The sequence below is a fragment of the Paraburkholderia podalyriae genome, from assembly GCF_014397785.1.
Taxonomy (GTDB): Bacteria; Pseudomonadota; Gammaproteobacteria; order Burkholderiales; family Burkholderiaceae; genus Paraburkholderia; species Paraburkholderia podalyriae.
The window spans coordinates 35,925-62,631 of the sequence record NZ_VZQQ01000017.1; the positions used below are offsets into that span (position 1 = coordinate 35,925).

A 26,707-nucleotide genomic window follows, 5' to 3' on the forward strand; every position below is an offset into this window, starting at 1 on the left:
AATATAGAACTGAACGATAGCCCCCCAAATGCAGCTTCTAACGATCGGAATCAACCATCACACTGCGCCTGTCGCCCTGCGCGAACGCGTGGTGTTTCCGCTCGAACAAATCAAGCCCGCGCTGGATACGTTCAAAGGCATCTGGCTGGGCCGTGTGGCCCCCAATGCACCGGAAGCGGCAATTCTGTCCACCTGCAACCGCACTGAACTCTACTGCGCGACCCACGACCTCGCCGCACGAGAAGCTTCGGTCCAGTGGCTGTCGAAGTACCATAATCTGCCCATCGACGAACTCGCACCGCATGTCTACGCGCTGCCGCAGTCCGAAGCGGTGCGGCATGCGTTCCGCGTCGCGTCGGGGCTCGATTCGATGGTGCTCGGCGAAACGCAGATCGTCGGACAAATGAAGGACGCGGTGCGCACTGCTTCCGAAGCCGGCGCCCTCGGCACCTATCTGAACCAGCTATTCCAGCGCACCTTCGCCGTCGCGAAAGAAGTGCGCAGCACGACCGAAATCGGCGCGCAGTCGGTGTCGATGGCCGCTGCTGCGGTACGCCTCGCCCAACGCATTTTCGACAAGATCGCGAATCAGCGGGTGCTGTTCATCGGTGCTGGCGAAATGATCGAGCTTTGCGCGACGCATTTCGCCGCGCAGTTCCCGCGTGAACTCGTCGTCGCGAACCGCACCGCCGAACGCGGCACGCGGCTCGCCGAGCGCTTCAACGGCCGCGCCATTCCGCTCTCCGAGCTACCCGCTCGAATGCACGAATTCGACATCATCGTGTCGTGCACGGCGTCCACATTGCCGATCATCGGTCTTGGCGCGGTCGAGCGCGCGGTCAAGGCGCGCCGTCACCGGCCGATTTTCATGGTCGACCTCGCGGTGCCGCGCGACATCGAGCCCGAAGCCGGCCAGCTCGAAGACGTATTCCTGTACACCGTCGACGACCTCGGCGCAATCGTCCGCGAAGGCAATGCGTCGCGCCAGGCCGCGGTCGCGCAGGCCGAAGCAATCATCGAAACGCGGGTGCAGAACTTCATGCAGTGGCTCGACGCGCGCAGCATCGTGCCGGTGATCCGCCACATGCACACGCAGGCTGATACGCTGCGCCGCGCAGAGGTCGAACGTGCGCAGAAAATGCTCGCGCGCGGCGACGATCCGGCCGCGGTGCTCGAAGCACTGTCGCAATCGCTCACCAACAAGCTGATCCATGGTCCCACGCACGCGTTGAATCGCGCGAGCAGCGACAACCGCGACAAGCTGATCGAGCTGATGAGCGGCTTCTACAAACACCCCGGCTCCTCCGAGCGTTAGCGGCGTTGTGCTCGCCGCACCCCGCGCGCCACCACCGTGGCTCGCGACGTTCTTCCGCCCCGGGCATTCGCCCGTTCCCCTGGCCGCATCCTTCCGGAGTCCGCTCCGCTACCCGCCCGATGAAAACGAGCATGCAACGCAAGCTCGACCAGTTGACCACCCGGCTGGCCGAACTGAACGACCTGTTGAGCCGCGAGGACATCACCGCCAACCTCGACCAGTACCGCAAGCTCACGCGCGAACACGCGGAGCTCGGCCCCGTCGTCGAGCAGTACGGGCTTTGGCGCCAGGCGCGGAACGACGCGGCCACCGCGCAGGAACTGCTCGCCGACGCGTCGATGCGTGATTTCGCCGAAGAGGAGATCCGCGCGGCGCGGGATCGCATGGAGACGCTCGGCGTCGATCTGCAGAAAATGCTGCTGCCGAAAGACCCGAACGACGACCGCAACATCTTCCTCGAAATCCGCGCGGGCACCGGCGGCGACGAATCCGCGCTGTTCGCGGGCGATCTGCTGCGCATGTATCTGCGCTATGCCGAACGCAATCGCTGGCAGGTCGAGATGATGTCGGCGAGCGAATCGGATCTTGGCGGCTATCGCGAAGTCATCGTGCGGATCGCCGGCGACGCGGCGTATTCGAAGCTGAAATTCGAGTCGGGCGGCCATCGCGTGCAGCGCGTGCCGGCCACCGAAACGCAGGGCCGCATCCATACATCGGCGTGCACGGTCGCGGTGATGCCGGAAGCGGACGACATCGGCGAAGTCGAGATCAATCCGGCCGATCTGCGTATCGACACGTTCCGCGCGTCGGGCGCGGGCGGTCAGCACATCAACAAGACCGACTCGGCGGTGCGCGTCACACACTTGTCGACGGGCATCGTCGTCGAATGTCAGGACGACCGCTCGCAGCACAAGAACAAGGATCGCGCACTGAAGGTGCTCGCCGCGCGCATCAAGGACAAGCAGGCGCACGAGCAGCAGGCGAAGGAAGCGGCGACGCGCAAGAATCTGATCGGCTCGGGCGATCGCTCCGAGCGCATCCGCACCTACAACTTCCCGCAGGGGCGGCTCACCGATCACCGCATCAACCTGACGCTGTATCGCCTCGACGCGATCATGGACGGCGATCTCGAAGAACTGATCGCGGCGCTCGTCAGCGAGCATCAGGCCGAGTTGCTGGCCTCCCTCGGCGACGCGGACTGACGCCCGACAATGATCGACACCTCCCCGGCTCCGCTCGATCCCACCGCTTTGCCCGCCACGGCCGACGCGCTGTTGCGCGCATCGCCGCTGCCGCCGCTCGAAGCGCGGATTCTGCTCACGCACGTGCTCGGCTGGCGGCGCACGCAGCTGATCACGCGCGGCGAGGAGCCGCTCGAGCGGGCGAGCGTCGAGCGTTATCGCGCGCTCGAGGCGCGGCGCGTGGTCGGGGAGCCGGTCGCGCAGCTCGTCGGTGCGCGCGAATTTTTCGGGCTCGAGTTCGAGGTCACGCCGCAGGTGCTGATTCCGCGTCCCGAAACGGAGTTGCTGGTGGAGACCGTGCTCGCGGCGATCGAACACCGGCCGCGTCCGCGTGTGCTCGATCTCGGCACCGGAACCGGCGCAATCGCGGTGGCGATTGCGTCCATGCGGCCCGACGCGCAAGTCTGGGCGCTCGACCGATCGACGGACGCGCTTGCGGTCGCCGCGCGCAACGGCGCGCGCCTTCTCAGCGCGAAGCGCCCGGGCGGCGCCGTCGCTTTCCTGCATAGCGACTGGTACGGCTCACTCGACGCCGCGCTGCGCTTCGATGCGATCGTCAGCAATCCGCCCTATATTGCGAGCGGCGACCCGCATCTGGGCGAAGGTGATCTGCGCTTCGAGCCGCGCGGCGCGCTCACCGACGAAGCCGACGGCCTCAGCGCGATCCGCGCGATCGTAGCCGGTGCGCCCGAGCGTCTCGCCGACGACGGCGCACTATGGATCGAACATGGCTACGACCAGGCTGAAGCGGTGCGCGCGTTGCTGAGCGCGCGCGGTTTTGCCGGGGTCCGCTCCGAGCGCGATCTCGCCGGCATCGCGCGGATCAGCGGCGGCGTGCTGCGTGGCGCCGGGGCGTGAGCGCGGTCGTCGCGGCTAAAACCCCAGGCGCGACGCGGCTGCGGCCGCCCGTAGCGAAATCCGCTATCATTTCAGCCTATTCCCTTCCTTTATCGGAACCGCAAGGTCAGTCATGGATACGCAACAACGCATCAAGCAAATCGTCGACGGCAACCACGTCGTTCTCTTCATGAAGGGCACGGCTCAGTTCCCGATGTGCGGTTTTTCCGGCCGCGCCATCCAGATTCTGAAGGCGTGCGGCGTCGGTGAAATCAAGACCGTCAACGTGCTCGAAGACGACGAAATCCGTCAGGGCATCAAGGAGTTCTCGAACTGGCCGACCATTCCGCAACTGTACGTGAAGGGCGAATTCGTCGGCGGCTCGGACATCATGATGGAGATGTACGAATCGGGCGAGTTGCAGCAGCTGTTCGCCGCGGCCTGAGCGTTCTCCGCTCCGTTCGCTTCATCAGGCGCCGCAAGCCATGCAGCAAGCACGCACCGCGGCGCCCCGCCGGCTGATCATCGCGATCACCGGCGCCACCGGCGCCATCTACGGCATCCGGCTACTCGAGACGCTGCGCCGGCTGGGCGGCGTCGAGAGTCACCTGCTGATCTCGAGCGCGGGTTGGCTCAACATCCAGCACGAACTCCAGTTGGGCAAGGAAGACGTGCATCCGCTTGCGGATGTCGTCCATTCACTGCGCGACGTCGGCGCGAGCATCGCGTCGGGCTCGTTCGCGACCGACGGCATGATCGTCGCGCCCTGCTCGATGAAAACGCTCGCGAGCATCGCGCACGGTTTCGCCGACAACCTGATCACCCGGGCCGCCGACGTCACACTGAAGGAGCGCCGCCGCCTCGTGCTGCTGGTGCGCGAAACGCCGTTCAACCTCGCGCATCTGCGCAATATGACGGCCGTCACGGAAATGGGCGGTGTGATTTTCCCGCCACTGCCCGCGTTCTACAACCAGCCTGCTTCGATCGACGAGATGGTCGATCACACGGTCGCGCGCGTTCTCGATCTTTTTGCGCTGGGGCCGGCCCTGTCGCCCGCGTGGCAAGGATTACGAGGCGCGCAGGAGTGAACCCGATCGCGCGTATTAACAACATCCGCGACACAATCAATTCCGCTCCAACCCATTTATCAAGCGAGCGTGCGGACCTATATTGGTAGCAACCCAATTTTTCGTGCCGTGTCTCCACGGCCGCGTCGCCGTCATGAACCGCCTACCTTCGCTTTTTCTGTCCCACGGCGCACCTACGCTGCCGATCGATCCATCGATGCCGTCCGCCGAGTTCGGCGCGCTCGGCAAGCAATTGCCGCGTCCCGAAGCCATCCTGATGTTGTCGGCGCACTGGGGCACCGCGCGGCCGCTCGCGAGCATCGCGACGGCGCCTGAAACCATCCACGATTTTTACGGTTTTCCGCGCCAGCTGTATGAAATCCAATACCCTGCGCCGGGCGCGCCCGACGTCGCGCGCCGCGCCGCCGCGCTGCTCGGCGCGAGCGGCATCGCCGCGGACGTGCAGCCGCACGGACTCGACCACGGCGCATGGGTGCCGATGCTGCTGATGTTCCCGCAAGCGGACGTGCCGATCGCGCAACTGTCGATCCAGCCGCACCAGGACGCCGCGCATCATTTCCGCCTCGGCCGGGCACTGCGCGCGTTGAAAGACGAAGGCGTGATGGTGATCGGCTCCGGCCAGATCACGCACAATCTGCGCGTCGCCGATTTCTCCGCGCGCCCGGAAGACGCCGATCCGCGCGTGAGCGAATTCACCGACTGGTTCGAGGACAAGCTCGTCGCGCGCGATATCGACGCGCTGCTCGACTATCGCCGGCAGGCGCCGCATGCGGTGCTGATGCACCCGACCGACGAGCATCTGTTGCCGGTGTTCGCCGCACTCGGCGCCGCCGACGACGACTATTCGCTCGCGATCCAGTCGCTGGGCACCTACCAGCGTTCGCTCGCGATGACGAACTACGTGTTCGGCACGGCCTGATCCGGCGCAGGGTCGCGCACAAAGGCCAACAAAAAGCCCCCCTGATCATCGATCAGGCGGGCTTTTGTCTAACGCGAAAGACCCGCGTCGAGCGGATCCGTCGGTTTCGGCGCTCAGTGCGCGCCGATGCCTTCGAGCACTTCGTCGTGCACGATCCGCTCATCCAGATACTCCGATCGATAGCCGCTGTTCACGCCCCAGAAGTAGAACACCAGCGAGAAGGCGATTACGACGAGCATGTCCCAGCCGTACGGCAGGATGCCGACGCCGCCGAATTCCTTGCTGCCGATCAGCGAAAGGAGCGCCATGATCGGCAGATACGCGACCAGCCACCACGCGGCCTTCAGGTCACGGCCCCAACCCTCGAAGCCCGACTTCGCCTGGAAGTAGAAGTACACCGGCAGCGCGACGATCATCAGCAGAATGATTTCGCCGGTCAGCGGCCACTTCGCCCAGTACAGGATCAGCGACGCGCAGACGAACGCGAACGGCGCGATCACCTTCATACCAGCAATGTGCAGCGGGCGCTCGAGATCGGTTGCCGCGCGGCGCAGTGCCATCAGGCTGATAGGACCGGTCAGGTACGAAATCACGGTTGCGACCGAGATCACCGCCGCGAGCGAACTCCAGCCGCGGAAGAAGAACAGGAAGATGAACGACACGATCAGGTTGAACCACATTGCCGGACGCGGCACGCCGTAGAACGGATGCACCTGGCCGAAAATCTTCGGCATCGTGTCGTTGCGCTCCATCGCGTAAATCATCCGCGTCATGGTCGCCATATAGGTCGTACCGGTGCCGCTCGGGCTCACGAACGCATCCACGTACAGTAGGATCGCCAGCCAGTTCAGGTTCAGCGCGATCGCCAGTTCCGCGAACGGCGAAGCGAAGCTGAAATGTCCCCAGCCCTGCATCACTTCGGCCGGGTTCACGGCGCCGATATATGCGATCTGCAGCAGCACATAGATCACGAGCGCGAGCAGGATCGAGCCGATCACCGCGAACGGCACGCTCTTGGCCGGATTGCGCGCTTCACCAGCAAGGTTGATCGGGCTCTGGAAGCCGTTGAACGCGAACACGATGCCGCTCGTCGCCACCGTCGTGAGCACCGACGACCAGCCATAGGGCGCGAACGTATTCACCTGGCCGAAGTTTTCCTTGTGAAAGCCCGTCAGCATCAGACCGAGAATCGTTGCGCCGGGAATCAGGAACTTGAAGATCGTGATCGCCGAGTTGGCGCGCGCGAACAGCTTCACTCCCCAATAGTTGAGCAGGAAGTAGATGATTACGAGCCCTGCGGACAACAGCAGGCCGTTCGTGCTCAATGAGCCGCCGACAAAGAGCGCATGCGCCCAGGGATAGGGCCACGTACTCATGTATTGAATCGATGCTTCGGCCTCGATAGGGATCACCGACACGATTGCGATCTAGTTGGCCCATGCGCTGATGAAGCCGACCAGCGCGCCGTGCGAGTAGCGCGCATAGCGCACCATCCCGCCGGATTCTGGAAACATCGCGCCGAGCTCCGCGTAGGTCAGCGCGATCGCGAGAATCATGACCGCCCCGATGATCCATGCACAAATCGCGGCGGGACCGGCAATTTTTGCAGCCTTCCACGCGCCGAACAGCCAACCCGATCCGATAATCGAACCCAGACCGGTCAGCATCAGCGCGAATGGCCCGATGTCCCGTTGTATAGAACTTTTCACGTCTTCTCCTAAAATCAGAACCATGTCGGCACCGCGTGACATCGCTCGTGGCGGTGGGGACGGTGACGTGCATGTGAGCGCGTCCAGATGCGGAATAGGTGCAACCGACGCGCGGCGCGTAGTTTAACGGTTGCACCATGTTGCTGCAGCGGAACTGCGGCCCGACTAAGGGTTCTCCCTAGCAAAAGGTTAGACTGGTGCGCAAGCTTTGTAAGGAATCTTTGCATCCGTCTGGCAAAGTTTCGGCAGACAGTTGACCTTTGTCTCAATTCGCCGTATAACGTTCGGGCAGGATTTCAAGCGGCGAGTGAAGTGGTTCTTTCGTAGTTCGCCCATCAACGGTACTCCGGTTGGTCCCATTACCCCCTTCCTTGATTTTCATGCACCCCCGGGCTTCGGCCTTATTCACCATCTTTAGGAAAAAGTAATATGGAAACCGGTACCGTCAAGTGGTTCAACGACGCTAAGGGCTTTGGCTTCATCACTCCTGACGGCGGCGGTGAAGATCTGTTCGCGCATTTCTCGGAAATTCGCACGGAAGGCTTCAAGACGCTGCAAGAAAACCAGAAGGTCACGTTTGAAGTGAAGACGGGCCCGAAGGGCAAGCAAGCGGCTAACATCAAGCCGGTGTAAGCTCCGCGCCTCCTTCTGGACGCAAAAAAACCCCGCCTCGGCGGGGTTTTTTATTTCCGGCGTCCAATTCAAATCGGCCGATTAAAATCGCGTGTTCGCAATTCGCGGCGGATTATCTGCTGAATATTCGCGATTATCGGAACACGCGCCGCGCATGAATACCCAGGCCGGTCGCCACGCTCGCGAGACGATCGCCGAATACCGCTTTCGCGTCCGGAAACGCCGCGGCCAGCGCGCCCGACAGAAACGCGAGGCCGGTCGAGCCGCCGGTGAAATAGATGGCGTCGACGTCGCGCGGCGCGACACCCGCCGCCTGCACCGTGTCGCGCGCAGCCTGCACGATACGTCGCGTTTCTTCCTCGCCGGCCTTGACGAGTTGCGCTTCGTCGAACGCGAGACGCAGATCCTCTTCCACCTCCTCGAGATCGATCACGGTCTCGCCGCCCGCCGCCACCCCGATCTTCGCCTCTTCCGCATGCGCGGCGAGCGCGTGCCCGAAACGCTGCTCCACTACGCGCATCAGCCGGTCGTGGTGCTTCGTTTCCGTGAAAAGGTGCCGCATTAGCGCGAGTTCGCTGACGCGCTTCGGCGTGTAGACGGTGTTGATCAGGTGCCAGGTTGCGAGATCGAAATAGATCCGGTTCGGGATTTCGCGCCCTTGCGGATCGAGCGACTGGTAGCCGAGCTCGCGCAGAATCGTCACGAGTTCGACGCGGCGGTCGAAGTCCGTGCCCGCGACGTGCACACCGTGGTGCGCGAGCACGTCGTCCTTGCGCTCGACGCGCTTCGTCCGGTCGGGCCCCACACGTACGAGCGAAAAGTCCGACGTACCGCCGCCAATGTCCGCGACGAGCACCAGCCCCTCGGCGCTCAGATGTGATTCGTAGTCGAACGCTGCCGCGATCGGCTCATACTGAAAGTGGATGTCGCGCAAGCCGACCGTGCGCGCAGCGGCTTCGAGCTGATGCTGCGCCATCTGGTCGGCGCGCGGGTCGTCGTCGACGAAGAAGACCGGTCGGCCGAGCACCGCGCGGTCGATCGCGCCACCGACGCTCGCCTCGGCCGCGCGCTTCAGGTGAGCCAGGAAAGTCGCGATCACATCGGTGTACTTGATCGCACTGCCGTCGCCGAGATCGGTTGTATTCTCGGCGAGCGGCGAGCCGAGAATGCTTTTCATCGAGCGCATCAGCCGGCCGTCGAAGCCGTCGATGTAGGCGGCGAGCGCCGCGCGGCCGAATTCGCTGGTGTTTTCGTCGGTATTGAAGAAGACCGCGGTGGGCAGCGTCGTGTACGCGCCCTCGACCGGCGCCAGCTTCAGCTGCGGGCCGGTCGGAACAGCGACGGCCGAATTGGAAGTACCGAAGTCAATCGCGCAATAGTTCATGGCAGGAATGGCCGCTCACGGCTGGCGCGCACAGAAGGGGAGCGGCTTTGTATCACGAAAACTCCGACAGCATCAACTGAAGCTGGCGGAATGGCCGTCAGATCGTTTGAAATGATGCCGCGGAATGGATCTTGCTGCGTCCGACCGAATATGCCGCCCCATTTCGCCATCGAGGAGAGTTCGCGCCATGAGCGTGCCGCCCACTGCCGCCGTCGATGACCGCCACGCCACGCTGATCGAAACCGATCTGCCGTCGCGATTAGACCGCCTGCCGTGGGGCCGCTTTCATACGCTGATCGTCGTCGCGCTCGGCGTGACGTGGCTGCTCGACGGGCTCGAAGTGACGCTCGCGGGCGCGGTCGCGAGCGCGCTCAAAACGAGCCCGGCGCTGCGCTTTTCAAATGCCGACGTCGGCCTCGCGGGCAGCGCATACATTGCCGGCGCGGTGCTCGGAGCGCTCGGTTTCGGTTGGTTGACCGATCGGCTTGGCCGCCGCAAGCTGTTTTTCATCACGCTGACGCTCTATCTGGCCGCGACCGCAGCGACCGCGTTGTCGTGGAATCTGATGAGCTTCATGCTGTTTCGCTTTCTGACCGGCGCGGGTATCGGCGGCGAATACACGGCGATCAACTCGACGATCCAGGAATTTACGCCGGCGCGCGTGCGCGGCTGGACCGACCTCGGCATCAACGGCACCTTCTGGGTCGGCGCGGGGATCGGCGCGGCGGGCTCTCTGGTGCTGCTCGATCCGCATCTGCTGCCGGCCGACTGGGGCTGGCGCGCGTGCTTTTTCATCGGCGCCGTGCTCGCGCTAGCAATTCTGCCGATGCGCATCTGGTTACCCGAAAGCCCGCGCTGGCTGCTCACGCATGGCGACGAGCGCGACGCGCGCACGATCGTCGAGGGGATCGAGACGCGTTTTCGCGACGCCGGCCACGCGCTCGCCGACCACGCCCTCACACGGCTGCGCCTGCGGGCACGCAACCATACGCCGTTGCGCGAGGTATTCCACGCGCTATTCAACCTGCACCGACGCCGCGCGCTGGTCGGTCTGACGTTGATGACCGCGCAGGCATTCTTTTACAACGCGATCTTTTTCACCTACGCGCTCGTCCTCACGGACTTTTATCACGTGCCCGGTGGTGACATCGGATGGTATCTGCTGCCCTTCGCGCTCGGCAATTTCCTGGGACCGCTGGTGCTCGGGCGGCTATTCGATGTGATCGGCCGACGCAAGATGATCGCCGCGACGTACGCGATGTCGGCGATCCTGCTGACGCTGTCCGGCTATCTGTTCGAGCAGCAATTGCTCACCGTCGTCACGCAGACGGTCGCCTGGATGGTGATTTTCTTCTTCGCGTCGGCGGCCGCGAGTTCCGCCTATCTGACCGTGAGCGAATCGTTTCCGCTCGAAATCCGCGCGCTCGCGATCGCGGTTTTCTATGCGTTCGGCACCGCGCTCGGCGGCATCATCGGGCCGGCGTTTTTCGGTCGGCTGATCGATACGCATCAGCGCAGCGCGGTGTTTTCGGGCTATCTGGTCGGGTCGGCGTTGATGCTCGCGGCGGCGCTCGTCGCGGCGATCTGGGGTGTCGACGCGGAGCGCAGGCCGCTCGAACACGTGGCGGCGCCGCTGTCGAGCGTGGCGGACGATGAGAACGGCGCAGACCGCGCCGAATGAAAAACGCGCGGACCATGCCGCGCGTGCGTGACTGCTTCGTCGCTCGTCGAGTGCTTTTTTCGCTGCGCGGAACTCAGGCGGCGAGCGACGCGAAGCCGTCGTTCAGAACGCTTTCTTCCAGCCGCCGCCGTACGCGATATCCGCGAACGCCGCGCGTTGACGCGGCGCCTTCTCGCGTTCGCGCAGAACCGGGTCCAGTTTGTCGACGTCGCCGTAATGGCCGAGCGAGATCATCGCGATCGGTTCGACGTCCTTCGGCAACTCGAACGTGGTGCGGAACGCGTTGACGTCGAAGCCACTCATCTGATGCGCGGCGAGACCCAGCGCGTGCGCCTGCAGCACCAGCGACATCGCCGCCGCGCCCGCGTCGTAGAACGCGCAGCGGTTCACGTCGCCCTTGTTGGTCAGCGTGTGCGCGGTCACCGCGATCAGCACCGGCGCGGGCGCGTTCCAGCCCTGGTTGAACGGCACCAGCGTGGCAAAAGCCTTCTTGAACGCGATTTCGTCGACGCTGCGATCGAAGACGACAAAACGCCAGGGCTGCGCGTTATACGAAGACGGTGCCCAGCGCGCCGCTTCGAGCACGACGCGCAACTGATCGCGGCTCACCGGCTCGCTCGAATACGCACGTGGGCTCCAGCGACCTGCAATCAGCTCGTGAATGGCAACTTCGGTTGAGGCGGGTTTGTTGGCCATGCGCTTCTCTCGGTAGAAATTCATCATCGCTGGGCGGCTGCCCAAGGCCACATAGGATAACGGGCTTTCGGTGCGCGCTCCAAGTTGCCGCGCGACGCTATGCGCGCTGGCAGCAAAACGCGCACGGTCCGCTTCGGGGCCGTGCGTCGTCGCTTCGGGGACGGTGAATCCGCGCGGCTCGCGAAGGCGCGTCAGATTGCCTGTGGCGTCGGCACTTTGGCCGGGCGGTTGATGCGCAGCACGATCACCGCGGCGACGAGACACAAGCCGCCGGAAATCATCGACGCAACCGTGTAAGTGCCAAGGCTTGCGCGCAGCATGCCCGCGCCGAGCGCCGCGAATGCCGCGCCGAGCTGGTGTCCCGCCACCACCCAGCCGAACACGATGGGTGCCGACTCCTTGCCGTAGACGTCGGTGGCGAGACGCACGGTCGGCGGCACGGTGGCGATCCAGTCGAGGCCGTAGAACACCGCGAACAGCGGCAGCCCGAAAAAGTCGATGCCGAACGCATGCGGCAGATACATCAACGACAGGCCGCGCAGCCCGTAGTACCAGAACAGCAGCACGCGGCTATTGAAGCGGTCCGACAGCCAGCCCGACATCGTCGTGCCGAACAGGTCGAATACGCCCATCGCCGCGAGCAGCGACGCGCCCTGCACTTCCGTCATCCCGTAGTCGCCGCACATCGCGATCAGATTGGTGCCGACATAGCCATTGGTGCTCGCGCCGCAGATGAAGAAACTGAAGAACAGCAGCCAGAAGTCGCGCGTTTTGCTCGCCGACGCGAGCGTGCCGAACGCGATTGCAAGCGGGTTCTGCTTCGTGACGGTCGTGGTGATGGGCGCGTCGTGGGGTTCACCGTACGGGCGCAGTTGCATGCTGGCCGGATGCTCGGCAGCAGGAACGCGACGAGCGGAATCACGACGCCCGCCGCGAGCGCGACGACCCACACGACCTGGCGCCAGCCGTAATGCTCGGCGATGGCCGCGAGCAGCGGCAGGAACACCAGTTGGCCGGTCGCCGAGCTGGCAGTCAGGATACCCATTACGAGACCGCGGCGGGTGGTGAACCAGCGCGTCACGACGGTCGCCGACAGCGACAGCGCCGCCACCCCGGTCGAGCCGCCGACCATCACGCCCCAGATCAGCACCATCTGCCACGGATGCATCATCAGCGACGACAGCGCGACGCCCGCGGCCATCGTGCCGAGCGCGGCGAGCAGCGTCGGACGCACGCCAAAGCGCTGCATCGCGGCGGCCGCGAACGGCCCCATCAACCCGTACAGTGCGATGTTCACGGAGATCGCGAGCGAGATCGTCGCGCGGCTCCAGCCGAATTGGTGCTCGAGCGGCACCATCATCACGCTCGGTGTCGCGCGCGTACCCGCCGCCGCGAGCAAAACCAGGAACACCACGGCGACGGTCAACCAGCCGTAGTGGAATCGTCCGCCTATCAGTCGCGCAGCCCAGTTCATCGGTTCTCCCATCGACGCGCCCGGATGGCGGCGTCGTTCGTGTGATTACGGCGTCGGTGAATGACTTGTGACAGATCGGTCACAATGGTGTTGCGATGTTAGTTACTGGTCGGTAACATGTCAAGGTAGCAATCAAGGTAGCAATTTCATTCGGGTGACTTGCCATGTCCGACAGCGAAACTCTCAAGCCCGCGCCTACTCGCGCCCGGCGCGCGCGCGGCGCGCAGACCGCCGGGCCGCAGGCGCAGCAGCATCTGCTGCGCGCGGCCAGCGAGTTGTTCTATCGCGAGGGCGTGCGTACGGTCGGCGTCGATGCGGTGGTCGAACGCGCGGGCGTGAACAAAATGAGCCTGTACCGGCAGTTTTCGTCGAAGGACGAGCTCGTGATGGCGTATCTGGAGCAGAAGGACGAGCAGTTCTTCCGCTACGTCGAGAAGAGTTTCGCGAAGCATCCGGGCGAGCCGGCGAAGCAGCTTCAGCAGTACTTCGACGATCTCGCGGTGCGTGCCTCGGTCGACGATTACCGCGGTTGCCCGTTCGTGAACGTGTCGGTGGAGTTTTCCGATACCGCGCATCCGGCGCGGCAATTCGTGTTCCGCAACAAGCAGCGCTTGATGGCGCGCCTGCTCGAACTGTCGACGGCGGCCGGCGCCGGTGATCCGCAAGCGCTCGCCGATGCGCTCGGGCTGCTGATCGAGGGCGTGTACGCGGCGAGCCAGACTTATGGGCCGGGCTGCGGGCCGATCCTCGCCGCGCCGAAAGTCGCCGCGCAGTTGATCGCGGCCGCTTGCGGGCAGACGCGGGCACGCTGAGCCAATCCGTCAGCCGGGTCCATTAAAATTGCGCTTTTTCCCACCGCGTCCGTCCGCCATGCCGTTCCCCTCCGAATCCCATGATGCCGTCATCGCCGCGACCCGTCATTGGCTGACCGAGGCCGTAATCGGCCTGAACCTGTGTCCGTTCGCGAAGGCCGTGCATGTGAAGGGGCAGATCCGCTACGCGGTCACCGAAGCTGACACACTCGAAGCGGTGCTGACCGATCTGGAAGGCGAACTGCAGACGCTCGCCGCTGCCGACCCCGCCGCCATCGACACGACGCTGCTGATCCTGCCGCGCGCGTTCGGCGAATTTCTCGACTTCAACGATTGCCTGTTCTTTGCCGACCGGCTGATCCAGCAGCTGCGGCTCGAAGGCGTCATCCAGATCGCGAGCTTTCATCCGCATTACCAGTTCGAAGACAGCGAGCCCGACGATATCGAAAACTACACGAATCGGGCGCCCTATCCGATCCTGCATCTGCTGCGCGAGGACAGCATCGCGCGGGCGGTGCAGGCCTTTCCCGACGCGCAGCAGATTTACGAGCGCAATCAGGAAACGCTGCGGCGCATTGGCGTCGCCGGCTGGGATGCGTTGATGAAGCGCTGAGTCGCGCCTCAGCCCAGCACGAAGAACCGCTCCTTCAGCGCATCGAGTCCGAGGGTGTCCAGCACTTCGCCGAGCCGCTCGGCCGGCCGGCGCCGCGGCAAATCCTTGTACTGCGCGATGATCAGCTCGTTTTTCATCGAGTGTTCCCAGCCGACCAGTTCGGTCACACTGACCTGATAGCCATGCGCTTCGAGCTGCAGGCAGCGCAGCACGTTCGTGATCTGGCTGCCGAATTCGCGCGTGTGCAGCGGGTGACGCCAGATTTCCGTCAGCGCGCTCTTCAGCGCCCGGCCTTTGTTCTGGCGCAGCACGCCGGCCACCTCGGCCTGGCAGCAAGGCACGACGACGATGTGCTTCGCGTGCTTTTCGAGCGCGAAGCGAATCGCGTCGTCGGTGGCGGTATTGCACGCGTGCAGCGCGGTCACGATGTCGATTTCGGCGGGCAGGCGCGTCGACGTGATCGACTCCGCCACCGACAGATTCAGAAACGACATCCCGCTGAAGCCGAGCCGCGCCGCCAGCTCTTCGGACTTCGTCACCAGCTCTTCGCGCGTTTCAATGCCGTAAATGTGCGAAGGCCCACCTGCGGTGTCCTGAAACTCCTTGAAAAACAGGTCGTACAGGATAAAACCGAGGTATGACTTGCCCGCGCCGTGATCGACGAGCGTCAGCGACCCCTGCTGTGCCTTCAGGTCCTCGAGCAGCGGCTCGATGAACTGGAACAGATGGTAGACCTGCTTCAGCTTGCGACGGCTGTCCTGATTCATCTTGCCGTCGCGCGTGAGGATGTGGAGCTCTTTGAGCAGTTCGACGGACTGGTTGGGACGGATTTCGTGGGTTTTGCCGGACATCGTGTGGGCCGCCATCAATTGCCGTGCGAACGTGCGACAGATGACGGAAAAAGAGAAGAGTTGCTGCCAGTTTACCCAAAGTGCCGCACTCCCAGCGAGCACGCCGCGCGGAACACGCGGGACGGGCAGTCCGCTGGGAACATTTCCTGCTCAAAAGGCGGTGCGCGAAAGTGTCTCGATAATGGCTGAAAAGAGCTTACGCGCCGGCTGAGCCTGCAGATGCAAGCCGTGTTGCCGAAAACAGGACGCTGTCCGGCCGTGCGATTCGGACACGCGGGCCGGAGGATGTGGGGAGAGCGGTCCCGGGAGCGGGCCGAACGTTACGGAACCAGCAGCGAGCCGGCGTAGCCACCGCTCGCGCGCTCGGATGATCACAGAAGAGGCGGCAATGGATACGGTACCCAACGGAAATGTCGAGCAGAAGTTTCAGGAAATGCTGGCGAAGCTCACCGCCGCGCCGGCATGGTCGGAGAAGCAGCAACTCGAACTCGAGATGGCACGCGATATCTCCACGGAAATGCTGCGGCTCGCCGAAGTCATGCGCGACGGCAACGTCGATCTCGAAACCTGCCTGACGATGCTCAAATACGCCAAGGTGCTCGACTTCGTGATGACGACACTCGCGTCGCGACGCGACATCAAGCCGCAGACGCTACGGGTGATCTTCAAGCTCGCCGGGCTGAAGGTCGACGAAGCCTATCCGGGTTAGCGCGCGACGCGGGCTTCCGCACTCCCCCTCCACGCTCGTCTCAAGCGCGCGGCGCCTCGACGGGCGGTGTTCCTTCGTGAAATAGCGTCTTGAGCTGCGCGCGCAGCTCCGGCGAATCCGCGTGCTGGTGAACGCTGACGGCATGCTGGACCGCGGCTTCGAGCAGTTCGCTGTCGCTGTCGGCGGACAGCGCGACAGTGCAGTTCGTTTCGCTCGGAAACTCGCGACAGTCGATATATTTGCGGGTCATGGCAACCTCCTTGAACCAGACAAGATGGACCCTTCCACCGATTCAACACGCGAGGTGCGTCGGCTGTCGGCGCGCGGCAGTGAAGCGCGCCGCAGCGGCTGCGTCGGAAATGACGTGATCGGGGATTGACGCGAGCAACGACGCGAACGGCGTCCGATGGAAGGGGTTTGAAAAGTATAGGTCGCGTGCCGCGCGAGCCAAGCGGTGAACGCGATGCGCAACGGCCGGGGGAAAGACTGAATCCAGTGTTTCCGGCCCGGGGCGGCCGAGCCTCGCTGCCTGGCTGAATAGCCGCCTGCTTGCCTGCACCGGGCAGTGTTCTGCAATGTTCGGTAGCCTGCGACGGCGTTTGCCGCGCACCGCGCGCGGTGTGACAATAGCGCCCTTCGCGTCGCCCGTCCGCTCGCTGGCCGCGGCGCACCGCCATTTTTCCCCGCTGATCCGCTGAACCGCATGCCATCCTCGCTCGATTCCGCCCGCGTCGCCGTGATCGGCGGCGGCCCCGCCGGCCTGATGGCCGCCGAAACGCTTGCCCGGCGCGGCGTGCGGGTCCACGTGTATGACGCGATGCCGTCGGTTGGTCGCAAATTCCTGATGGCGGGCAAAGGCGGCATGAACATCACGCATTCGGAACCCCTCGAGCCGTTTCTCGCACGCTACGGCGCGCGCCGCGCGCACATCGCGCCATGGCTCGACGCGTTCGGTCCCGACGCACTGCGCGCATGGCTGCATGAGTTGGGCGTCGAGACATTCGTTGGCAGTTCGGGGCGCGTGTTCCCGTCCGACATGAAGGCCGCGCCGATGCTGCGTGCGTGGCTGCATCGGCTGCGCGAAACGGGCGTGCAATTCCATATGCGTCACAAGTGGAGCGGCTGGGCGTCAATGCCCGGAGACGACGCCGCGCAGGTGCTGCGCTTCGACACGCCCGCCGGTGAACAAACGGTGAGCTGCAACGCGGTCGTGTTCGCACTCGGCGGCGCCAGCTGGCCGCGTCTCGGCTCGGACGCCGCGTGGGTGTCGCTGATGACGCCGCACGACGTCCCGGTGATGCCGCTGCGTCCCGCGAACTGCGGCTTCGACGCGGACTGGAGCCCGTATCTGCGCGAGCGTTTCGCCGGTCAGCCGATCAAGCCCGTCGCGATTTCGCTGACCGGTGTAGACGAAAACGTCCACAATCGACAAGGTGAAATACTTTTGACCGAAACGGGCCTCGAAGGGAGCCTGATTTACGCGTTGTCGGCGCTTATCCGCGAGCGCATTCTCGCCGACGGCGAGGTCACGATCGCGCTGGATCTCGCGCCGGGCTTGACGCTCGAGCGGGTCGTCGAGGAAGTGACGCGGCCGCGCGGCTCGCGCTCGATCGCGAGTCATCTGCATGGGCGAATCGGGATCGGCGGGGTCAAGCTGGCGTTATTGCACGAGATTCTGTCGAAGGAAGCATTCGCCGATGCGCGCGGCCTCGCTCACGCGACCAAAGCGCTGCCGGTGCGGCTCCTGCGCGCGCGACCGATCGACGAAGCGATCAGCACGGCGGGCGGGATCCCGTTCGAGGCACTGGACGCGCATCTGATGATCGACCGGATGCCAGGCGTATTCTGCGCGGGCGAAATGCTGGACTGGGAAGCGCCGACCGGCGGTTATCTGCTGACTGCCTGTTTTGCCAGCGGGCTGGTGGCTGGCCAAGGCGCATGCACGTATCTGGAAGCGCGCGGCGCGTCGGCGTGACGCGCGCAATCGCCGTCATCGAACCTTGAGCCGCCACAACGACGTGACCTCGGCCGCTCGCGCAACGTACAGCGGATCGTTCTGATCGCTGGCCTTCGGATGCCGTGGGCGAATGTCCTCACGTCCCACGACACTCAGCCCCGCGTGCTCGATCGCCGCCAGCAGCCACTCGCGCGTGCGCAGGCCGAGGTGCTCGGCGAAATCCGAAATGATCAGCCAGCCCTCGCCGCCCGGCGTCAGATGAGCCGCAAGCCCGTTCAGGAAGCCGAGCAGCATACGGCTGTCCGGATCGTAGACCGCGTATTCGAGCGGCGACGCAGGCCGCGCCGGCACCCACGGCGGATTGCAGACGACTAGCGGCGCGCGTCCGTCCGGAAACAGATCGGCTTGCACGATCTCGACCTGCTCGCCGTAGCCGAGGCGCACCAGATTTTCACGAGCACATGCAAGCGCGCGCGAATCCTGATCCGTCGCGACGACCTTGCGCACGCCACGTTTGGCCAGCAGAGCGGCCAGCACGCCGGTGCCGGTGCCGATATCGAACGCAAGGTCGAGCGACGGCAGCGCCGTGCGCGCGACGAGATCGACATACTCGCCGCGTACCGGTGAGAACACGCCATAGTGCGGATAGACGCGCTCGCCGAGCGCGGCAATCTCAACACCTTTCTTGCGCCATTCGTGCGCGCCGATCAAGCCCAGCAATTCGCGCAACGACACGACCGACGCCTCACCGGTCGCCGGGCCATACGCTTCGATACAGGCCTGCCGCACGTCGGGCGCGCGGCGCAGCGGAATGCCGTAGTCGGCATCGAGCGGAATCAGGATCATGCCGAGCGTGCGCGCGCGCTGCGACTGCGCCTGCCGATGCAGGTTGAACGCGTCGAGCGGTGTCGCGCCCTGCTTGCGGGGCTTGCGTTCGAGCCGGCGCGTGACCGCCTGCAGCAGTTGGCGCGCATTCTGGAAATCGCCGTGCCACAGCAGCGCGATGCCCTCGCAGGCGAGGCGGTAGGCCGAATCGGCGGTGGTGCGGTCGTCGGCGACGACGACGCGCTTAGGCGGCGGCACGGCCGCTTCGGAACGCCAGCGTGCGGTGCGCGGGCCGTCGGCTTCGGGCCAGGTGAGAGTTGTGGGGCTGGTCATGGCGCAATGGAGTCGATGTGACGTCGCCGGCGACGAGGACCGCGGCAGCGGACCAGCATACTCGGTGGCTGCCGGTCATTCCGGGCGACGCCCGAATAGTACCGTACCGCCATCGTGCGGATTCGCGGCGCGGTATGCGTCGGTGAAGGTGATCAAGGGAGTTTAGACGCACCGAATGTAGACAAACAAGTCCACGATCGACAAGGTGAAAGAGATATCGTGATTTTTGAGCCATCGAGCGGCTCACCTCACGCTGCCTTCGCACGCTTTGACGTGCGTGAAATCCGCGCAATAAGCCTGACCGAGGCTTCCGTCATCGGCTTCCGCAACGATTCGGGCGTCTTCCACCGGAAAAGAAAAACCCCGCCGAAGCGTGCGCTTCGACGGGGTTTTCCAATCTGGTGCCGGCTGCAGGACTCGAACCCGCCACCTCATGATTACAAGTCAAGCGCTCTACCTGATGAGCTAAGCCGGCATGAGGCGGTGATTCTACTTCATTTCACGATCTTAAGGCGAGCCCTGCCGCCGCCTTTCGAGCCATCGTCGTCGGGCTGCGGTTTGTCGCTGGCTTCCGTCGCTGCGGCCGGGTCGGCCGGTGCGGTTTCGACCGCGTGCGGAGTCGTCGGCGTATCGGCTTCGTCCGCGGCATCCGCGCCCGAATCCTGAGCCTCGCCGCCCGCCGATTCGACCGGGAACGCCATGCCCTGGCCGTTTTCGCGCGCGTAGATCGCGAGAATATTGGCGACCGGCACCTCGATTTTGTGCGACTTGCCGGAAAACCGCGCGTTGAACTCGATCCACTCGTTGCCCATCTGCAGCTGGCTGGTCGCCTCGAAGCTGATGTTCAACACGATTTCGTTGTCACGCACGAACTGACGCGGCACACGCGTCTGATTGTCGACCCGGACCGCGATGTGCGGCGTGTAGCCGTTATCCGTGCACCACTCGTAAAGCGCGCGCAGCAGATAAGGCTTGGTGGAAATCTCTTGCATCAACAGTCCTCTTGCGGGCGCGGGCGCGCCTCAAAGCGATGCGGCGCCCGCGCTCCAAAGCCAAACTCAACGACGCATCACCTTCTCCGACGGCGTCAGCGCTTCGATATAGGCCGGGCGGCTGAAAATGCGCTCAGCGTACTTCATCAGCGGCGCGGCGTTCTTCGACAGCTCGATACCGTAATGGTCGAGGCGCCACAAGAGCGGCGCAATCGCGACGTCGAGCATCGAGAACTCTTCGCCGAGCATGTACTTGTTCTTCAGGAAGATCGGCGCGAGCTGCGTGAGGCGATCGCGGATCGCGAGGCGCGCTTTCTCGTGATTCTTCTCCGCAGCCTTGCCCTTCTCGTTTTCGAGCGTGCCGACGTGGACGAACAGCTCTTTCTCGAAGTTGAGCAGGAACAGGCGGGCGCGCGCACGCTGCACCGGATCGGCCGGCATCAGCTGCGGGTGCGGGAAGCGCTCGTCGATGTACTCGTTGATGATGTTCGATTCGTACAGAATCAGGTCCCGTTCGACGAGAATCGGTACCTGACCGTACGGATTCATCACGGCGATGTCTTCCGGCTTGTTGAACAGGTCGACGTCGCGGATTTCGAAGTCCATGCCCTTTTCGAACAACACCAGCCGGCAACGCTGGGAGAACGGGCAAGTAGTGCCGGAATACAGAACCATCATGTTTACGTTTCCTCAAAAAGCTGAAGGGCCAGCGCGCGGAAAAACCGTTCAGCAGTCTTTCCTGGCGCCGGCCCCACGCCGTGTAACGACGTGATTATTTGATATGTTTCCAGTACGCGGCGTTCAGTCGCCAGGCGAAAAAGCTCAGGATACCGAGGAACAACAGCACCCACACGCCAAGTTGCCTGCGAGTTTGCTGAGTCGGTTCGGACATCCATGACAGGTACGACACGAGGTCGGCCACAGCAGAATCATAATCTACCGGCGACATCGTCCCCGGAGTCAGTTGCTGGAAGCCGAGGAATTTGTGAACCGTTTCGCCGGTTCTTTCGTCGGTTTCGTCGCCGAATTTCGCCGCGCGCTGCCCCTGAAGCTGCCACAGCACGTGAGGCATGCTCACGTTTTGGTACGCCAGATTGTTCCAGCCAGTCGGGCGCGTATCGTCGCGGTAAAAACTGCGCAGATACGTGTACAGCCAGTCCGTGCCGCGCGCCCGCGCCTCCACCGACAGATCCGGCGGCGTCGCTCCGAACCACGCTTTCGCATCCTCCGGGCGCATCGCCACGGTCATCGTGTTGCCGACCTTGTCGGTGGTGAACAGCAGGTTCGCCTGGATTTCGTTCGGCGTAATGCCGAGATCGGTCAGGCGGTTGTAGCGCATCAGGTTCGCGCTGTGGCAATTCAGGCAGTAGTTTACAAACAATTGCGCGCCGCGCTGCAAGGAAGCGAAATTGTTCGTGTTGTCCGGCGCGCGGTCGAGCGGGAAATTCTCGTCCGCGTGGACCGGAGCGGCCAACAGGGCGAGCACGGTCACGCCGAGCAGCGCGCACAACGAAAGCAGTTTTTTCATCTTCGTGTTCTCCTGGCTCGCGATTAGTGAGGCTTGAACCGCACCCGTTCCGGCGGCTGCTTGAACTTGCCAAGCCGCGTCCAGAAAGGCATGCCGAGGAAAAACGCGAAGTAGATCAGCGCGCAAATCTGCGCGATCAGCGTCGCCGCCGGCGATGGCGGCCGCGTGCCGAGGAAGCCGAGCGTCAGAAACGCGATCACGAAGATCCCGAAGAAAACCTTGTGGAAGAACGGCCGGTAGCGGATCGACTTGACCGGCGACCGGTCCAGCCACGGCAGGAAGAACAGCGAAATCACCGCGCTGCCCATCACCACGACGCCCCAGAACTTCGATTCGGTGAACACCATCGCGACGATCACCAGCACGGCGAGCACCGGCAGACCGATCCGCCACTTGCCGCGCGCTCGCACGAGCGCGAGCAGCCCGAGCAGCGCGATGACGATCATCAGCACGATCTTGAATGGATCGGTGGTGGCGCGCAGCATCGCGTAGAACGCGGTGAAGTACCACACCGGCGCAATTTCCGACGGCGTCTGCAGCGGATTCGCGGGAATGAAGTTGTTCGCTTCGAGAAAGTACCCGCCCATTTCCGGCCCGAAGAAGATGATCGCCGCGAAGATCAGCAGGAAGATGCACACGCCCATGAAGTCGTGCACGGAGTAATACGGGTGGAACGGAATGCCGTCGAGCGGCACGCCATCCGGCCCCTTCCTCGCCTTGATCTCGATGCCGTCCGGGTTGTTCGAGCCGACTTCGTGCAGCGCGACCACGTGCGCGATCACGAGGCCGACCAGCACGAGCGGAATCGCGATCACGTGGAATGCGAAGAAGCGGTTCAGCGTGACGTCGGACACGACGTAGTCACCGCGAATCCACAGCGACAGATCCGGCCCGATGAACGGAATCGCCGAGAACAGGTTCACGATCACCTGCGCGCCCCAGAACGACATCTGGCCCCACGGCAGCAGGTAGCCGAAGAACGCCTCGGCCATCAGGCTCAGGAAGATCAGGCAGCCGAAAATCCACACGAGCTCGCGTGGCTTGCGGTACGAGCCGTACATGAGCCCGCGGAACATGTGGAGATACACGACCACGAAAAACATCGACGCGCCCGTGGAGTGCATGTAGCGGATCAGCCAGCCCCACGGCACCTCGCGCATGATGTACTCGACCGACGAAAACGCGAGCGTCGCATCGGGCTTGTAGTTCATCGTCAGGAAAATGCCGGTGACGATCTGATTGACCAGCATCAGCAACGCAAGCGAACCGAAGAAGTACCAGAAGTTGAAGTTCTTCGGCGCGTAGTACTCGGAAACGTGCTTCTTCCACGTGGCAGTCATTGGGAAGCGCTGGTCGATCCAACCCGCCAGCCCGGTCGTCTCTACTTCGTGTTCGCTCGCCATTACGCTTCTCCTTTTTCGTCCTTCCCGATCACGAGGGCCGTCGCCGACGTGAACATGAAGCGCGGGATGTCGAGGTTCTGCGGAGCGGGTTTGTTCTTGAAGACGCGGCCGGCCATGTCGTATGTCGAGCCGTGGCAAGGACACAGGAAACCGCCGGGCCAGTCGTCTGGCAGGTTGGGCTGCGGGCCTTCCTGGAAGCGCGGCGTCGGCGTGCAGCCCAGATGCGTGCAAACGGCGACAGCGACGAGCAGACGCTTATTCTCGGCGCGTGAACGGAATTCGTTGTTGCAGTACTCCGGCAGCGGCATCGAGAATGGATTCAGCGAGTGGGGGTCCGCTACCTGGCTGTCGGCTTTTTGAACATCGGCGAGCATGCGGTCCGTGCGGTTGATGATCCACACCGGCTTGCCACGCCAGGCGACCGTCATCATGTCGCCGGGCTTCAGACTGCTGATATCGACTTCGACCGGCGCACCTGCGGCCTTGGCCTTTTCGGATGGTGCAAACGAACTAACAAAGGGTACGACAACGGCAACACCTCCTATGCCGCCTGCTACGGTCGTCGCTACCAGCCAGTTACGGCGGCTGCCATCGACGCGTTCCTCTTCTTTGTCTCGCATTACACGCCCCACTTCTGAGTTGGATTTTTCCTTCACGTCGCTTCTACCGCTGCTAGTTTGCTCGAATGGAGTCGCCATTTACAAGGGCCGATTGCCAAAAACCGTGCGAAGCCCTTGATAACTCAGGGTTTGTCCGTACCGATCGCAAACTTTTTCGTGCCCCCTTTTAAGTGCCTTCTACGGTATTCCTACCTTTTTCTTCGTTAATGCAATTCGCAATTCAAACGGGATTGGGGATGTCGATAAACAGGTGTTCGATATCGAACGATTCGGACAGATGCTTGCCCACTGCCTGCACGCCGAAGCGTTCGGTCGCGTGGTGGCCGGCGGCCAGAAACGCGACGCCGCTTTCCGCCGCCGTATGCATGACCGACTCCGAAACCTCGCCGGTCACGTAGACGTCGACGCCCGCGTTGATCGCCGCGTCGAACATGCCTTGCGCGGCGCCCGTGCACCAGCCGACGCGGCGCAGTTCGAGATCCGGATCACCGAACACGAGCGGCGTGCGGCCCAGCGTCTGCGCGATTTCCGCGGTCAGGTGCGACAACGTGATCCGCATCGGCAAGGTGGCGAGCCAGCCAAGATCGTTGTCGCCAAAACGCGCGTCGCTGATCCAGCCCATCTTCTCGCCGATCTGCGCGTTGTTGCCGAATTCGGGGTGATCGTCGAGTGGCAGATGAAAGGCGAACAGGTTCAGGTCGTTGGCGAGCAGCAGCTTCAAACGAGCATGTTTGCGGCCGGTGATCTGCGGTGCCTCGTTGCGCCAGAAGTAGCCGTGATGGACCAGAACGGCGTCCGCGCCCCAGTCCAGCGCGGCCTCCAGAAAGGCCACCGACGCGGTCACGCCGGTCGCGAGTTTGTTGATCCGGCGGCGCCCCTCGACCTGCAATCCGTTCGGGCAATAGTCCTTGAAGCGCGCGGTTTCAAGGAGATTGTTCAAGTACAATTCAAGTTCGATCCGATCCATATAGACCCCTAGTCTTCAGATGCTTAGACGCTTCTGGCTGTTATTTGCCCAAGCGGTGACGGTGCTGTTGGCGCTGATGTTCATCATTGCGACCCTCAAACCGCAGTGGCTGCAGCGTCAAGGACAGTTCGGCAGACAACTCGTCGAACCGATCGTCGCGCTGCGGGAAGTGGCGCCGGGCATCGGCACTGGCCACGCCGAAACGTCCTATGCCGAAGCGGCGCAAAAGGCCATGCCCGCGGTCGTCAACGTGTTCTCCAGTAAGGATGGCTCACTGCCTCCCGACCCGCGCGCCAAAGATCCGCTGTTCCGCTACTTCTTCGGCGACAGGAACAATCGCAAGCAGCAGGAGCAGCCTGCCTCGAATCTCGGCTCAGGCGTGATAGTGAGTTCGGAAGGTTACATTCTAACGAACCAGCACGTCGTCGACGGCGCCAATCAGATCGAAGTCGCGCTCGCCGACGGCCGCACCGCCAGCGCGAAGGTCATCGGTATCGACCCCGAAACCGATCTGGCCGTGCTCAAGGTCAACATGACCAATCTGCCCACCATCACGCTCGGCCGGATGGACCAGACCCGCGTCGGCGACGTCGTGCTCGCGATCGGCAATCCGTTCGGCGTCGGACAGACCGTGACGATGGGCATCGTCAGCGCGCTGGGCCGCAACCACCTCGGCATCAACACGTTCGAAAACTTCATCCAGACCGACGCACCGATCAACCCCGGCAACTCGGGCGGTGCGCTCGTCGACGTGAACGGCAACCTGCTCGGCATCAACACAGCCATCTACTCGCGCTCTGGCGGCTCGCTCGGTATCGGCTTCGCGATTCCCGTGTCGACCGCGCGCAGCGTGCTCGAAAGCATCATCACGACCGGCACGGTCACGCGCGGTTGGATCGGCGTCGAACCGCAGGACGTGACGCCGGAAATCGCAGAGTCGTTCGGACTCGACCAGAAGTCGGGCGCGATCGTCGCGGGCGTGCTGAAGAGCGGTCCGGCCGACCGCGCGGGCATCAAGCCCGGCGACATCCTGACCAGCGTGAACGGCCAGCAGATCACCGATACCACGCGTCTATTGAACGTGATCGCGCAGATCAAGCCGGGCACGGCGGCAAAGGTGCACCTGGTGCGCAAGGGTCATCAGATCGATCTCGATGTGATGATCGGCAAACGCCCACCGCCGCCGAAACAGGCGGAAGACGAAAACGGCGGCGATCACCCGGACGACGAGGGCGGCTGAGGTTAAGGCTTGCGGCTTCCGCGCAACGAAAAAGGGCAGTCCGCGATGAACTGCCCTTTTTATTTGATGCACGACACCGGCTCGCGATACCTCAACTCGACGGCGGACTCGCATCCTCCACGACCACCGGCTGCTTGCCGACGATCAGCCGCGCCGCGATGATGCCCGCTTCGTACAGCACGATCAGCGGAACCGCGAGGATCAACTGCGAAAACACGTCCGGCGGCGTGACGACGGCCGATACCACGAACGCGCCGACGATCACGTACGGCCGGATTTCCTTCAGCTTCTTCAGCGTCACCACGTTCATCCGCACCAGCAGCACGACGACGATCGGCACCTCGAACGTGACGCCGAACGCGATGAACATCGTCAGCACGAAGCTCAGGTAATTGTTGATATCGGTTGTCATCTCCGCGCCTAGCGGCGCGTTGTAGTGCGCCATCACGCGGAAAATGGTCGGAAACACGACGAAGTACGCGAACGCCATGCCGCACAGGAACAGCGTGTAACTGCTCGCAACCAGCGGCGCGACCAGCTTCTTCTCGTGCTGATAGAGCCCAGGCGCGACGAACGCCCAGATCTGGTACAGCACGACCGGCAGCGCGAGCACGAAGGCGACCAGCATCGTCACCTTCATCGGCACGAAGAACGAGCCGGTGACGTCGGTGACGATCATCTTGCCGTCCTTCGGCAGATTCATCATCAGCGGACGCGCGAGCAGTTTGAAGATGTCCGGCGCCCAGTACACGAGCCCGATGAACACGACGATGACGGCAAGCCCCGCACGGATGATGCGGTCACGCAGTTCGACGAGGTGGGAAATGAAGGTCTCTTCAGTGCCTTCGTTCTGGGATTGCTGGGGGTCGCTCACACCGGC

25 protein-coding genes, 1 tRNA gene and 2 pseudogenes are annotated in these 26,707 nt (G+C 63.5%); 13 read left to right on the forward strand and 15 right to left on the reverse strand.

Annotated elements, in window-relative coordinates; translation table 11 throughout:
- The first annotated feature begins 28 nt into the window (after nucleotides 1-28).
- The 6 genes from hemA to F6X42_RS20860 all read left to right on the forward strand — a co-directional run bounded on the left by hemA (nucleotide 29) and on the right by F6X42_RS20860 (nucleotide 5,400).
- On the forward strand, nucleotides 29-1,315 hold the full coding sequence (gene hemA / locus F6X42_RS20835; RefSeq protein ID WP_187636029.1) for a glutamyl-tRNA reductase: 1,287 nt from the start codon (nucleotides 29-31) through the stop codon (nucleotides 1,313-1,315).
- Nucleotides 1,316-1,434: 119 nt separating this feature from the next.
- Nucleotides 1,435-2,517 carry a peptide chain release factor 1 gene (gene prfA / locus F6X42_RS20840; protein WP_187636030.1) on the forward strand — a complete coding sequence of 361 codons (1,083 nt, stop codon included), beginning with the start codon at nucleotides 1,435-1,437 and terminating at the stop codon, nucleotides 2,515-2,517.
- Nucleotides 2,518-2,526: 9 nt separating this feature from the next.
- Nucleotides 2,527-3,414 carry a peptide chain release factor N(5)-glutamine methyltransferase gene (prmC, locus tag F6X42_RS20845; RefSeq protein WP_187636031.1) on the forward strand — a complete coding sequence of 296 codons (888 nt, stop codon included), beginning with the start codon at nucleotides 2,527-2,529 and terminating at the stop codon, nucleotides 3,412-3,414.
- Nucleotides 3,415-3,526: 112 nt separating this feature from the next.
- Nucleotides 3,527-3,838, forward strand: a complete 312-nt coding sequence (gene grxD / locus F6X42_RS20850) for a Grx4 family monothiol glutaredoxin (RefSeq protein ID WP_187636032.1) — start codon at nucleotides 3,527-3,529, stop codon at nucleotides 3,836-3,838.
- A 40-nt stretch (nucleotides 3,839-3,878) separates the two neighbouring features.
- A complete protein-coding gene (locus F6X42_RS20855; protein ID WP_187636033.1) occupies nucleotides 3,879-4,481 on the forward strand; it encodes a UbiX family flavin prenyltransferase in 603 nt (200 codons plus the stop codon).
- Nucleotides 4,482-4,614: 133 nt separating this feature from the next.
- A complete protein-coding gene (locus tag F6X42_RS20860; protein WP_187636034.1) occupies nucleotides 4,615-5,400 on the forward strand; it encodes a DODA-type extradiol aromatic ring-opening family dioxygenase in 786 nt (261 codons plus the stop codon).
- A 113-nt stretch (nucleotides 5,401-5,513) separates the two neighbouring features.
- Here the strand turns inward: F6X42_RS20860 and F6X42_RS20865 are convergent.
- Nucleotides 5,514-7,109, reverse strand: a pseudogene (locus F6X42_RS20865) (APC family permease).
- Between the two features lie 429 nt (nucleotides 7,110-7,538).
- Here F6X42_RS20865 and F6X42_RS20870 point away from each other — a divergent pair.
- Complete coding sequence (locus tag F6X42_RS20870) at nucleotides 7,539-7,742, forward strand: cold-shock protein (RefSeq protein ID WP_007180251.1); 204 nt, start codon at nucleotides 7,539-7,541, stop codon at nucleotides 7,740-7,742.
- A gap of 133 nt (nucleotides 7,743-7,875) precedes the next feature.
- Here the strand turns inward: F6X42_RS20870 and F6X42_RS20875 are convergent, their stop codons facing one another.
- Entirely contained in the window at nucleotides 7,876-9,126 is a 1,251-nt protein-coding gene (locus tag F6X42_RS20875) for an Hsp70 family protein (RefSeq protein ID WP_187636035.1), read from the reverse strand.
- A gap of 187 nt (nucleotides 9,127-9,313) precedes the next feature.
- On the opposite strand from F6X42_RS20875, the gene F6X42_RS20880 reads away from it, so the two are divergent.
- On the forward strand, nucleotides 9,314-10,807 hold the full coding sequence (locus tag F6X42_RS20880; RefSeq protein ID WP_187636036.1) for an MFS transporter: 1,494 nt from the start codon (nucleotides 9,314-9,316) through the stop codon (nucleotides 10,805-10,807).
- 102 nt (nucleotides 10,808-10,909) lie between these two features.
- On the opposite strand, the gene F6X42_RS20885 is transcribed toward F6X42_RS20880, so the two are convergent.
- Nucleotides 10,910-11,503: a nitroreductase family protein gene (locus F6X42_RS20885; protein WP_187636037.1), complete on the reverse strand. Its 594-nt coding sequence runs from the start codon at nucleotides 11,501-11,503 to the stop codon at nucleotides 10,910-10,912.
- A gap of 191 nt (nucleotides 11,504-11,694) precedes the next feature.
- Nucleotides 11,695-12,977: pseudogene (locus F6X42_RS45940) on the reverse strand (MFS transporter).
- Nucleotides 12,978-13,141: 164 nt separating this feature from the next.
- On the opposite strand from F6X42_RS45940, the gene F6X42_RS20895 reads away from it, so the two are divergent.
- Entirely contained in the window at nucleotides 13,142-13,789 is a 648-nt protein-coding gene (locus F6X42_RS20895; protein WP_187636038.1) for a TetR/AcrR family transcriptional regulator, read from the forward strand.
- 58 nt (nucleotides 13,790-13,847) lie between these two features.
- Nucleotides 13,848-14,402, forward strand: a complete 555-nt coding sequence (locus F6X42_RS20900; RefSeq protein WP_187636039.1) for a DUF1415 domain-containing protein — start codon at nucleotides 13,848-13,850, stop codon at nucleotides 14,400-14,402.
- 8 nt (nucleotides 14,403-14,410) lie between these two features.
- On the opposite strand, the gene F6X42_RS20905 is transcribed toward F6X42_RS20900, so the two are convergent.
- On the reverse strand, nucleotides 14,411-15,253 hold the full coding sequence (locus F6X42_RS20905; RefSeq protein WP_187636040.1) for a class I SAM-dependent methyltransferase: 843 nt from the start codon (nucleotides 15,251-15,253) through the stop codon (nucleotides 14,411-14,413).
- 388 nt (nucleotides 15,254-15,641) lie between these two features.
- On the opposite strand from F6X42_RS20905, the gene F6X42_RS20910 reads away from it, so the two are divergent.
- Nucleotides 15,642-15,962, forward strand: coding sequence for a type II toxin-antitoxin system HicA family toxin (locus tag F6X42_RS20910; RefSeq protein WP_026225718.1), 321 nt, complete (start codon nucleotides 15,642-15,644; stop codon nucleotides 15,960-15,962).
- A 40-nt stretch (nucleotides 15,963-16,002) separates the two neighbouring features.
- Here F6X42_RS20910 and F6X42_RS20915 read toward each other — a convergent pair whose 3' ends face one another.
- Nucleotides 16,003-16,212 carry a DUF1059 domain-containing protein gene (locus F6X42_RS20915; protein ID WP_187636041.1) on the reverse strand — a complete coding sequence of 70 codons (210 nt, stop codon included), beginning with the start codon at nucleotides 16,210-16,212 and terminating at the stop codon, nucleotides 16,003-16,005.
- A gap of 453 nt (nucleotides 16,213-16,665) precedes the next feature.
- Here F6X42_RS20915 and F6X42_RS20920 point away from each other — a divergent pair, with 453 nt between their 5' ends.
- Nucleotides 16,666-17,937 (forward strand): TIGR03862 family flavoprotein, encoded by a 1,272-nt coding sequence (locus tag F6X42_RS20920; protein WP_187636042.1) that lies wholly within the window; start codon nucleotides 16,666-16,668, stop codon nucleotides 17,935-17,937.
- A gap of 15 nt (nucleotides 17,938-17,952) precedes the next feature.
- Here F6X42_RS20920 and F6X42_RS20925 read toward each other — a convergent pair whose 3' ends face one another.
- From F6X42_RS20925 to F6X42_RS20960, 8 genes are all read right to left on the reverse strand, one after another.
- Nucleotides 17,953-19,077: a methyltransferase gene (locus F6X42_RS20925; RefSeq protein WP_187636043.1), complete on the reverse strand. Its 1,125-nt coding sequence runs from the start codon at nucleotides 19,075-19,077 to the stop codon at nucleotides 17,953-17,955.
- Nucleotides 19,078-19,476: 399 nt separating this feature from the next.
- A tRNA-Thr gene (locus tag F6X42_RS20930) sits at nucleotides 19,477-19,552 on the reverse strand.
- Nucleotides 19,553-19,571: 19 nt separating this feature from the next.
- Entirely contained in the window at nucleotides 19,572-20,069 is a 498-nt protein-coding gene (locus F6X42_RS20935; RefSeq protein ID WP_187636044.1) for a ClpXP protease specificity-enhancing factor, read from the reverse strand.
- A 66-nt stretch (nucleotides 20,070-20,135) separates the two neighbouring features.
- Nucleotides 20,136-20,747, reverse strand: a complete 612-nt coding sequence (locus F6X42_RS20940; RefSeq protein ID WP_006052302.1) for a glutathione S-transferase N-terminal domain-containing protein — start codon at nucleotides 20,745-20,747, stop codon at nucleotides 20,136-20,138.
- Between the two features lie 94 nt (nucleotides 20,748-20,841).
- Nucleotides 20,842-21,597, reverse strand: a complete 756-nt coding sequence (locus tag F6X42_RS20945) for a cytochrome c1 (RefSeq protein WP_187636045.1) — start codon at nucleotides 21,595-21,597, stop codon at nucleotides 20,842-20,844.
- 23 nt (nucleotides 21,598-21,620) lie between these two features.
- Nucleotides 21,621-23,000, reverse strand: coding sequence for a cytochrome b (locus F6X42_RS20950; RefSeq protein ID WP_187636046.1), 1,380 nt, complete (start codon nucleotides 22,998-23,000; stop codon nucleotides 21,621-21,623).
- On the reverse strand, nucleotides 23,000-23,620 hold the full coding sequence (gene petA, locus F6X42_RS20955; protein ID WP_187636047.1) for a ubiquinol-cytochrome c reductase iron-sulfur subunit: 621 nt from the start codon (nucleotides 23,618-23,620) through the stop codon (nucleotides 23,000-23,002). Before petA ends, F6X42_RS20950 begins: the two co-directional genes overlap by 1 nt.
- A gap of 220 nt (nucleotides 23,621-23,840) precedes the next feature.
- Complete coding sequence (locus F6X42_RS20960) at nucleotides 23,841-24,587, reverse strand: Nif3-like dinuclear metal center hexameric protein (protein WP_187636048.1); 747 nt, start codon at nucleotides 24,585-24,587, stop codon at nucleotides 23,841-23,843.
- Nucleotides 24,588-24,606: 19 nt separating this feature from the next.
- Here F6X42_RS20960 and F6X42_RS20965 point away from each other — a divergent pair, with 19 nt between their 5' ends.
- Nucleotides 24,607-25,827, forward strand: coding sequence for a Do family serine endopeptidase (locus F6X42_RS20965; RefSeq protein WP_187636049.1), 1,221 nt, complete (start codon nucleotides 24,607-24,609; stop codon nucleotides 25,825-25,827).
- A gap of 91 nt (nucleotides 25,828-25,918) precedes the next feature.
- Here the strand turns inward: F6X42_RS20965 and tatC are convergent, their stop codons facing one another.
- Nucleotides 25,919-26,701 carry a twin-arginine translocase subunit TatC gene (gene tatC, locus F6X42_RS20970; protein ID WP_187636050.1) on the reverse strand — a complete coding sequence of 261 codons (783 nt, stop codon included), beginning with the start codon at nucleotides 26,699-26,701 and terminating at the stop codon, nucleotides 25,919-25,921.
- Nucleotides 26,702-26,707 lie beyond the last annotated feature (6 nt).

What these genes read in the sequence shown, in the direction of transcription:
- F6X42_RS20885 (WP_187636037.1), bottom strand. Translation starts at nt 11,503, where the DNA reads ATGGCCAACAAACCCGCCTCAACCGAAGTTGCCATTCACGAGCTGATT.
- prmC (WP_187636031.1), top strand. Translation starts at nt 2,527, where the DNA reads ATGATCGACACCTCCCCGGCTCCGCTCGATCCCACCGCTTTGCCCGCC.
- petA (WP_187636047.1), bottom strand. Translation starts at nt 23,620, where the DNA reads ATGCGAGACAAAGAAGAGGAACGCGTCGATGGCAGCCGCCGTAACTGG.
- F6X42_RS20910 (WP_026225718.1), top strand. Translation starts at nt 15,642, where the DNA reads ATGGATACGGTACCCAACGGAAATGTCGAGCAGAAGTTTCAGGAAATG.
- F6X42_RS20960 (WP_187636048.1), bottom strand. Translation starts at nt 24,587, where the DNA reads ATGGATCGGATCGAACTTGAATTGTACTTGAACAATCTCCTTGAAACC.
- prfA (WP_187636030.1), top strand. Translation starts at nt 1,435, where the DNA reads ATGAAAACGAGCATGCAACGCAAGCTCGACCAGTTGACCACCCGGCTG.
- F6X42_RS20940 (WP_006052302.1), bottom strand. Translation starts at nt 20,747, where the DNA reads ATGATGGTTCTGTATTCCGGCACTACTTGCCCGTTCTCCCAGCGTTGC.
- F6X42_RS20965 (WP_187636049.1), top strand. Translation starts at nt 24,607, where the DNA reads ATGCTTAGACGCTTCTGGCTGTTATTTGCCCAAGCGGTGACGGTGCTG.
- F6X42_RS20925 (WP_187636043.1), bottom strand. Translation starts at nt 19,077, where the DNA reads ATGACCAGCCCCACAACTCTCACCTGGCCCGAAGCCGACGGCCCGCGC.
- F6X42_RS20870 (WP_007180251.1), top strand. Translation starts at nt 7,539, where the DNA reads ATGGAAACCGGTACCGTCAAGTGGTTCAACGACGCTAAGGGCTTTGGC.
- hemA (WP_187636029.1), top strand. Translation starts at nt 29, where the DNA reads ATGCAGCTTCTAACGATCGGAATCAACCATCACACTGCGCCTGTCGCC.
- F6X42_RS20860 (WP_187636034.1), top strand. Translation starts at nt 4,615, where the DNA reads ATGAACCGCCTACCTTCGCTTTTTCTGTCCCACGGCGCACCTACGCTG.
- F6X42_RS20895 (WP_187636038.1), top strand. Translation starts at nt 13,142, where the DNA reads ATGTCCGACAGCGAAACTCTCAAGCCCGCGCCTACTCGCGCCCGGCGC.
- F6X42_RS20880 (WP_187636036.1), top strand. Translation starts at nt 9,314, where the DNA reads ATGAGCGTGCCGCCCACTGCCGCCGTCGATGACCGCCACGCCACGCTG.
- F6X42_RS20900 (WP_187636039.1), top strand. Translation starts at nt 13,848, where the DNA reads ATGCCGTTCCCCTCCGAATCCCATGATGCCGTCATCGCCGCGACCCGT.
- F6X42_RS20915 (WP_187636041.1), bottom strand. Translation starts at nt 16,212, where the DNA reads ATGACCCGCAAATATATCGACTGTCGCGAGTTTCCGAGCGAAACGAAC.
- F6X42_RS20855 (WP_187636033.1), top strand. Translation starts at nt 3,879, where the DNA reads ATGCAGCAAGCACGCACCGCGGCGCCCCGCCGGCTGATCATCGCGATC.
- F6X42_RS20950 (WP_187636046.1), bottom strand. Translation starts at nt 23,000, where the DNA reads ATGGCGAGCGAACACGAAGTAGAGACGACCGGGCTGGCGGGTTGGATC.
- F6X42_RS20905 (WP_187636040.1), bottom strand. Translation starts at nt 15,253, where the DNA reads ATGTCCGGCAAAACCCACGAAATCCGTCCCAACCAGTCCGTCGAACTG.
- F6X42_RS20945 (WP_187636045.1), bottom strand. Translation starts at nt 21,597, where the DNA reads ATGAAAAAACTGCTTTCGTTGTGCGCGCTGCTCGGCGTGACCGTGCTC.
- F6X42_RS20935 (WP_187636044.1), bottom strand. Translation starts at nt 20,069, where the DNA reads ATGCAAGAGATTTCCACCAAGCCTTATCTGCTGCGCGCGCTTTACGAG.
- grxD (WP_187636032.1), top strand. Translation starts at nt 3,527, where the DNA reads ATGGATACGCAACAACGCATCAAGCAAATCGTCGACGGCAACCACGTC.
- F6X42_RS20920 (WP_187636042.1), top strand. Translation starts at nt 16,666, where the DNA reads ATGCCATCCTCGCTCGATTCCGCCCGCGTCGCCGTGATCGGCGGCGGC.
- F6X42_RS20875 (WP_187636035.1), bottom strand. Translation starts at nt 9,126, where the DNA reads ATGAACTATTGCGCGATTGACTTCGGTACTTCCAATTCGGCCGTCGCT.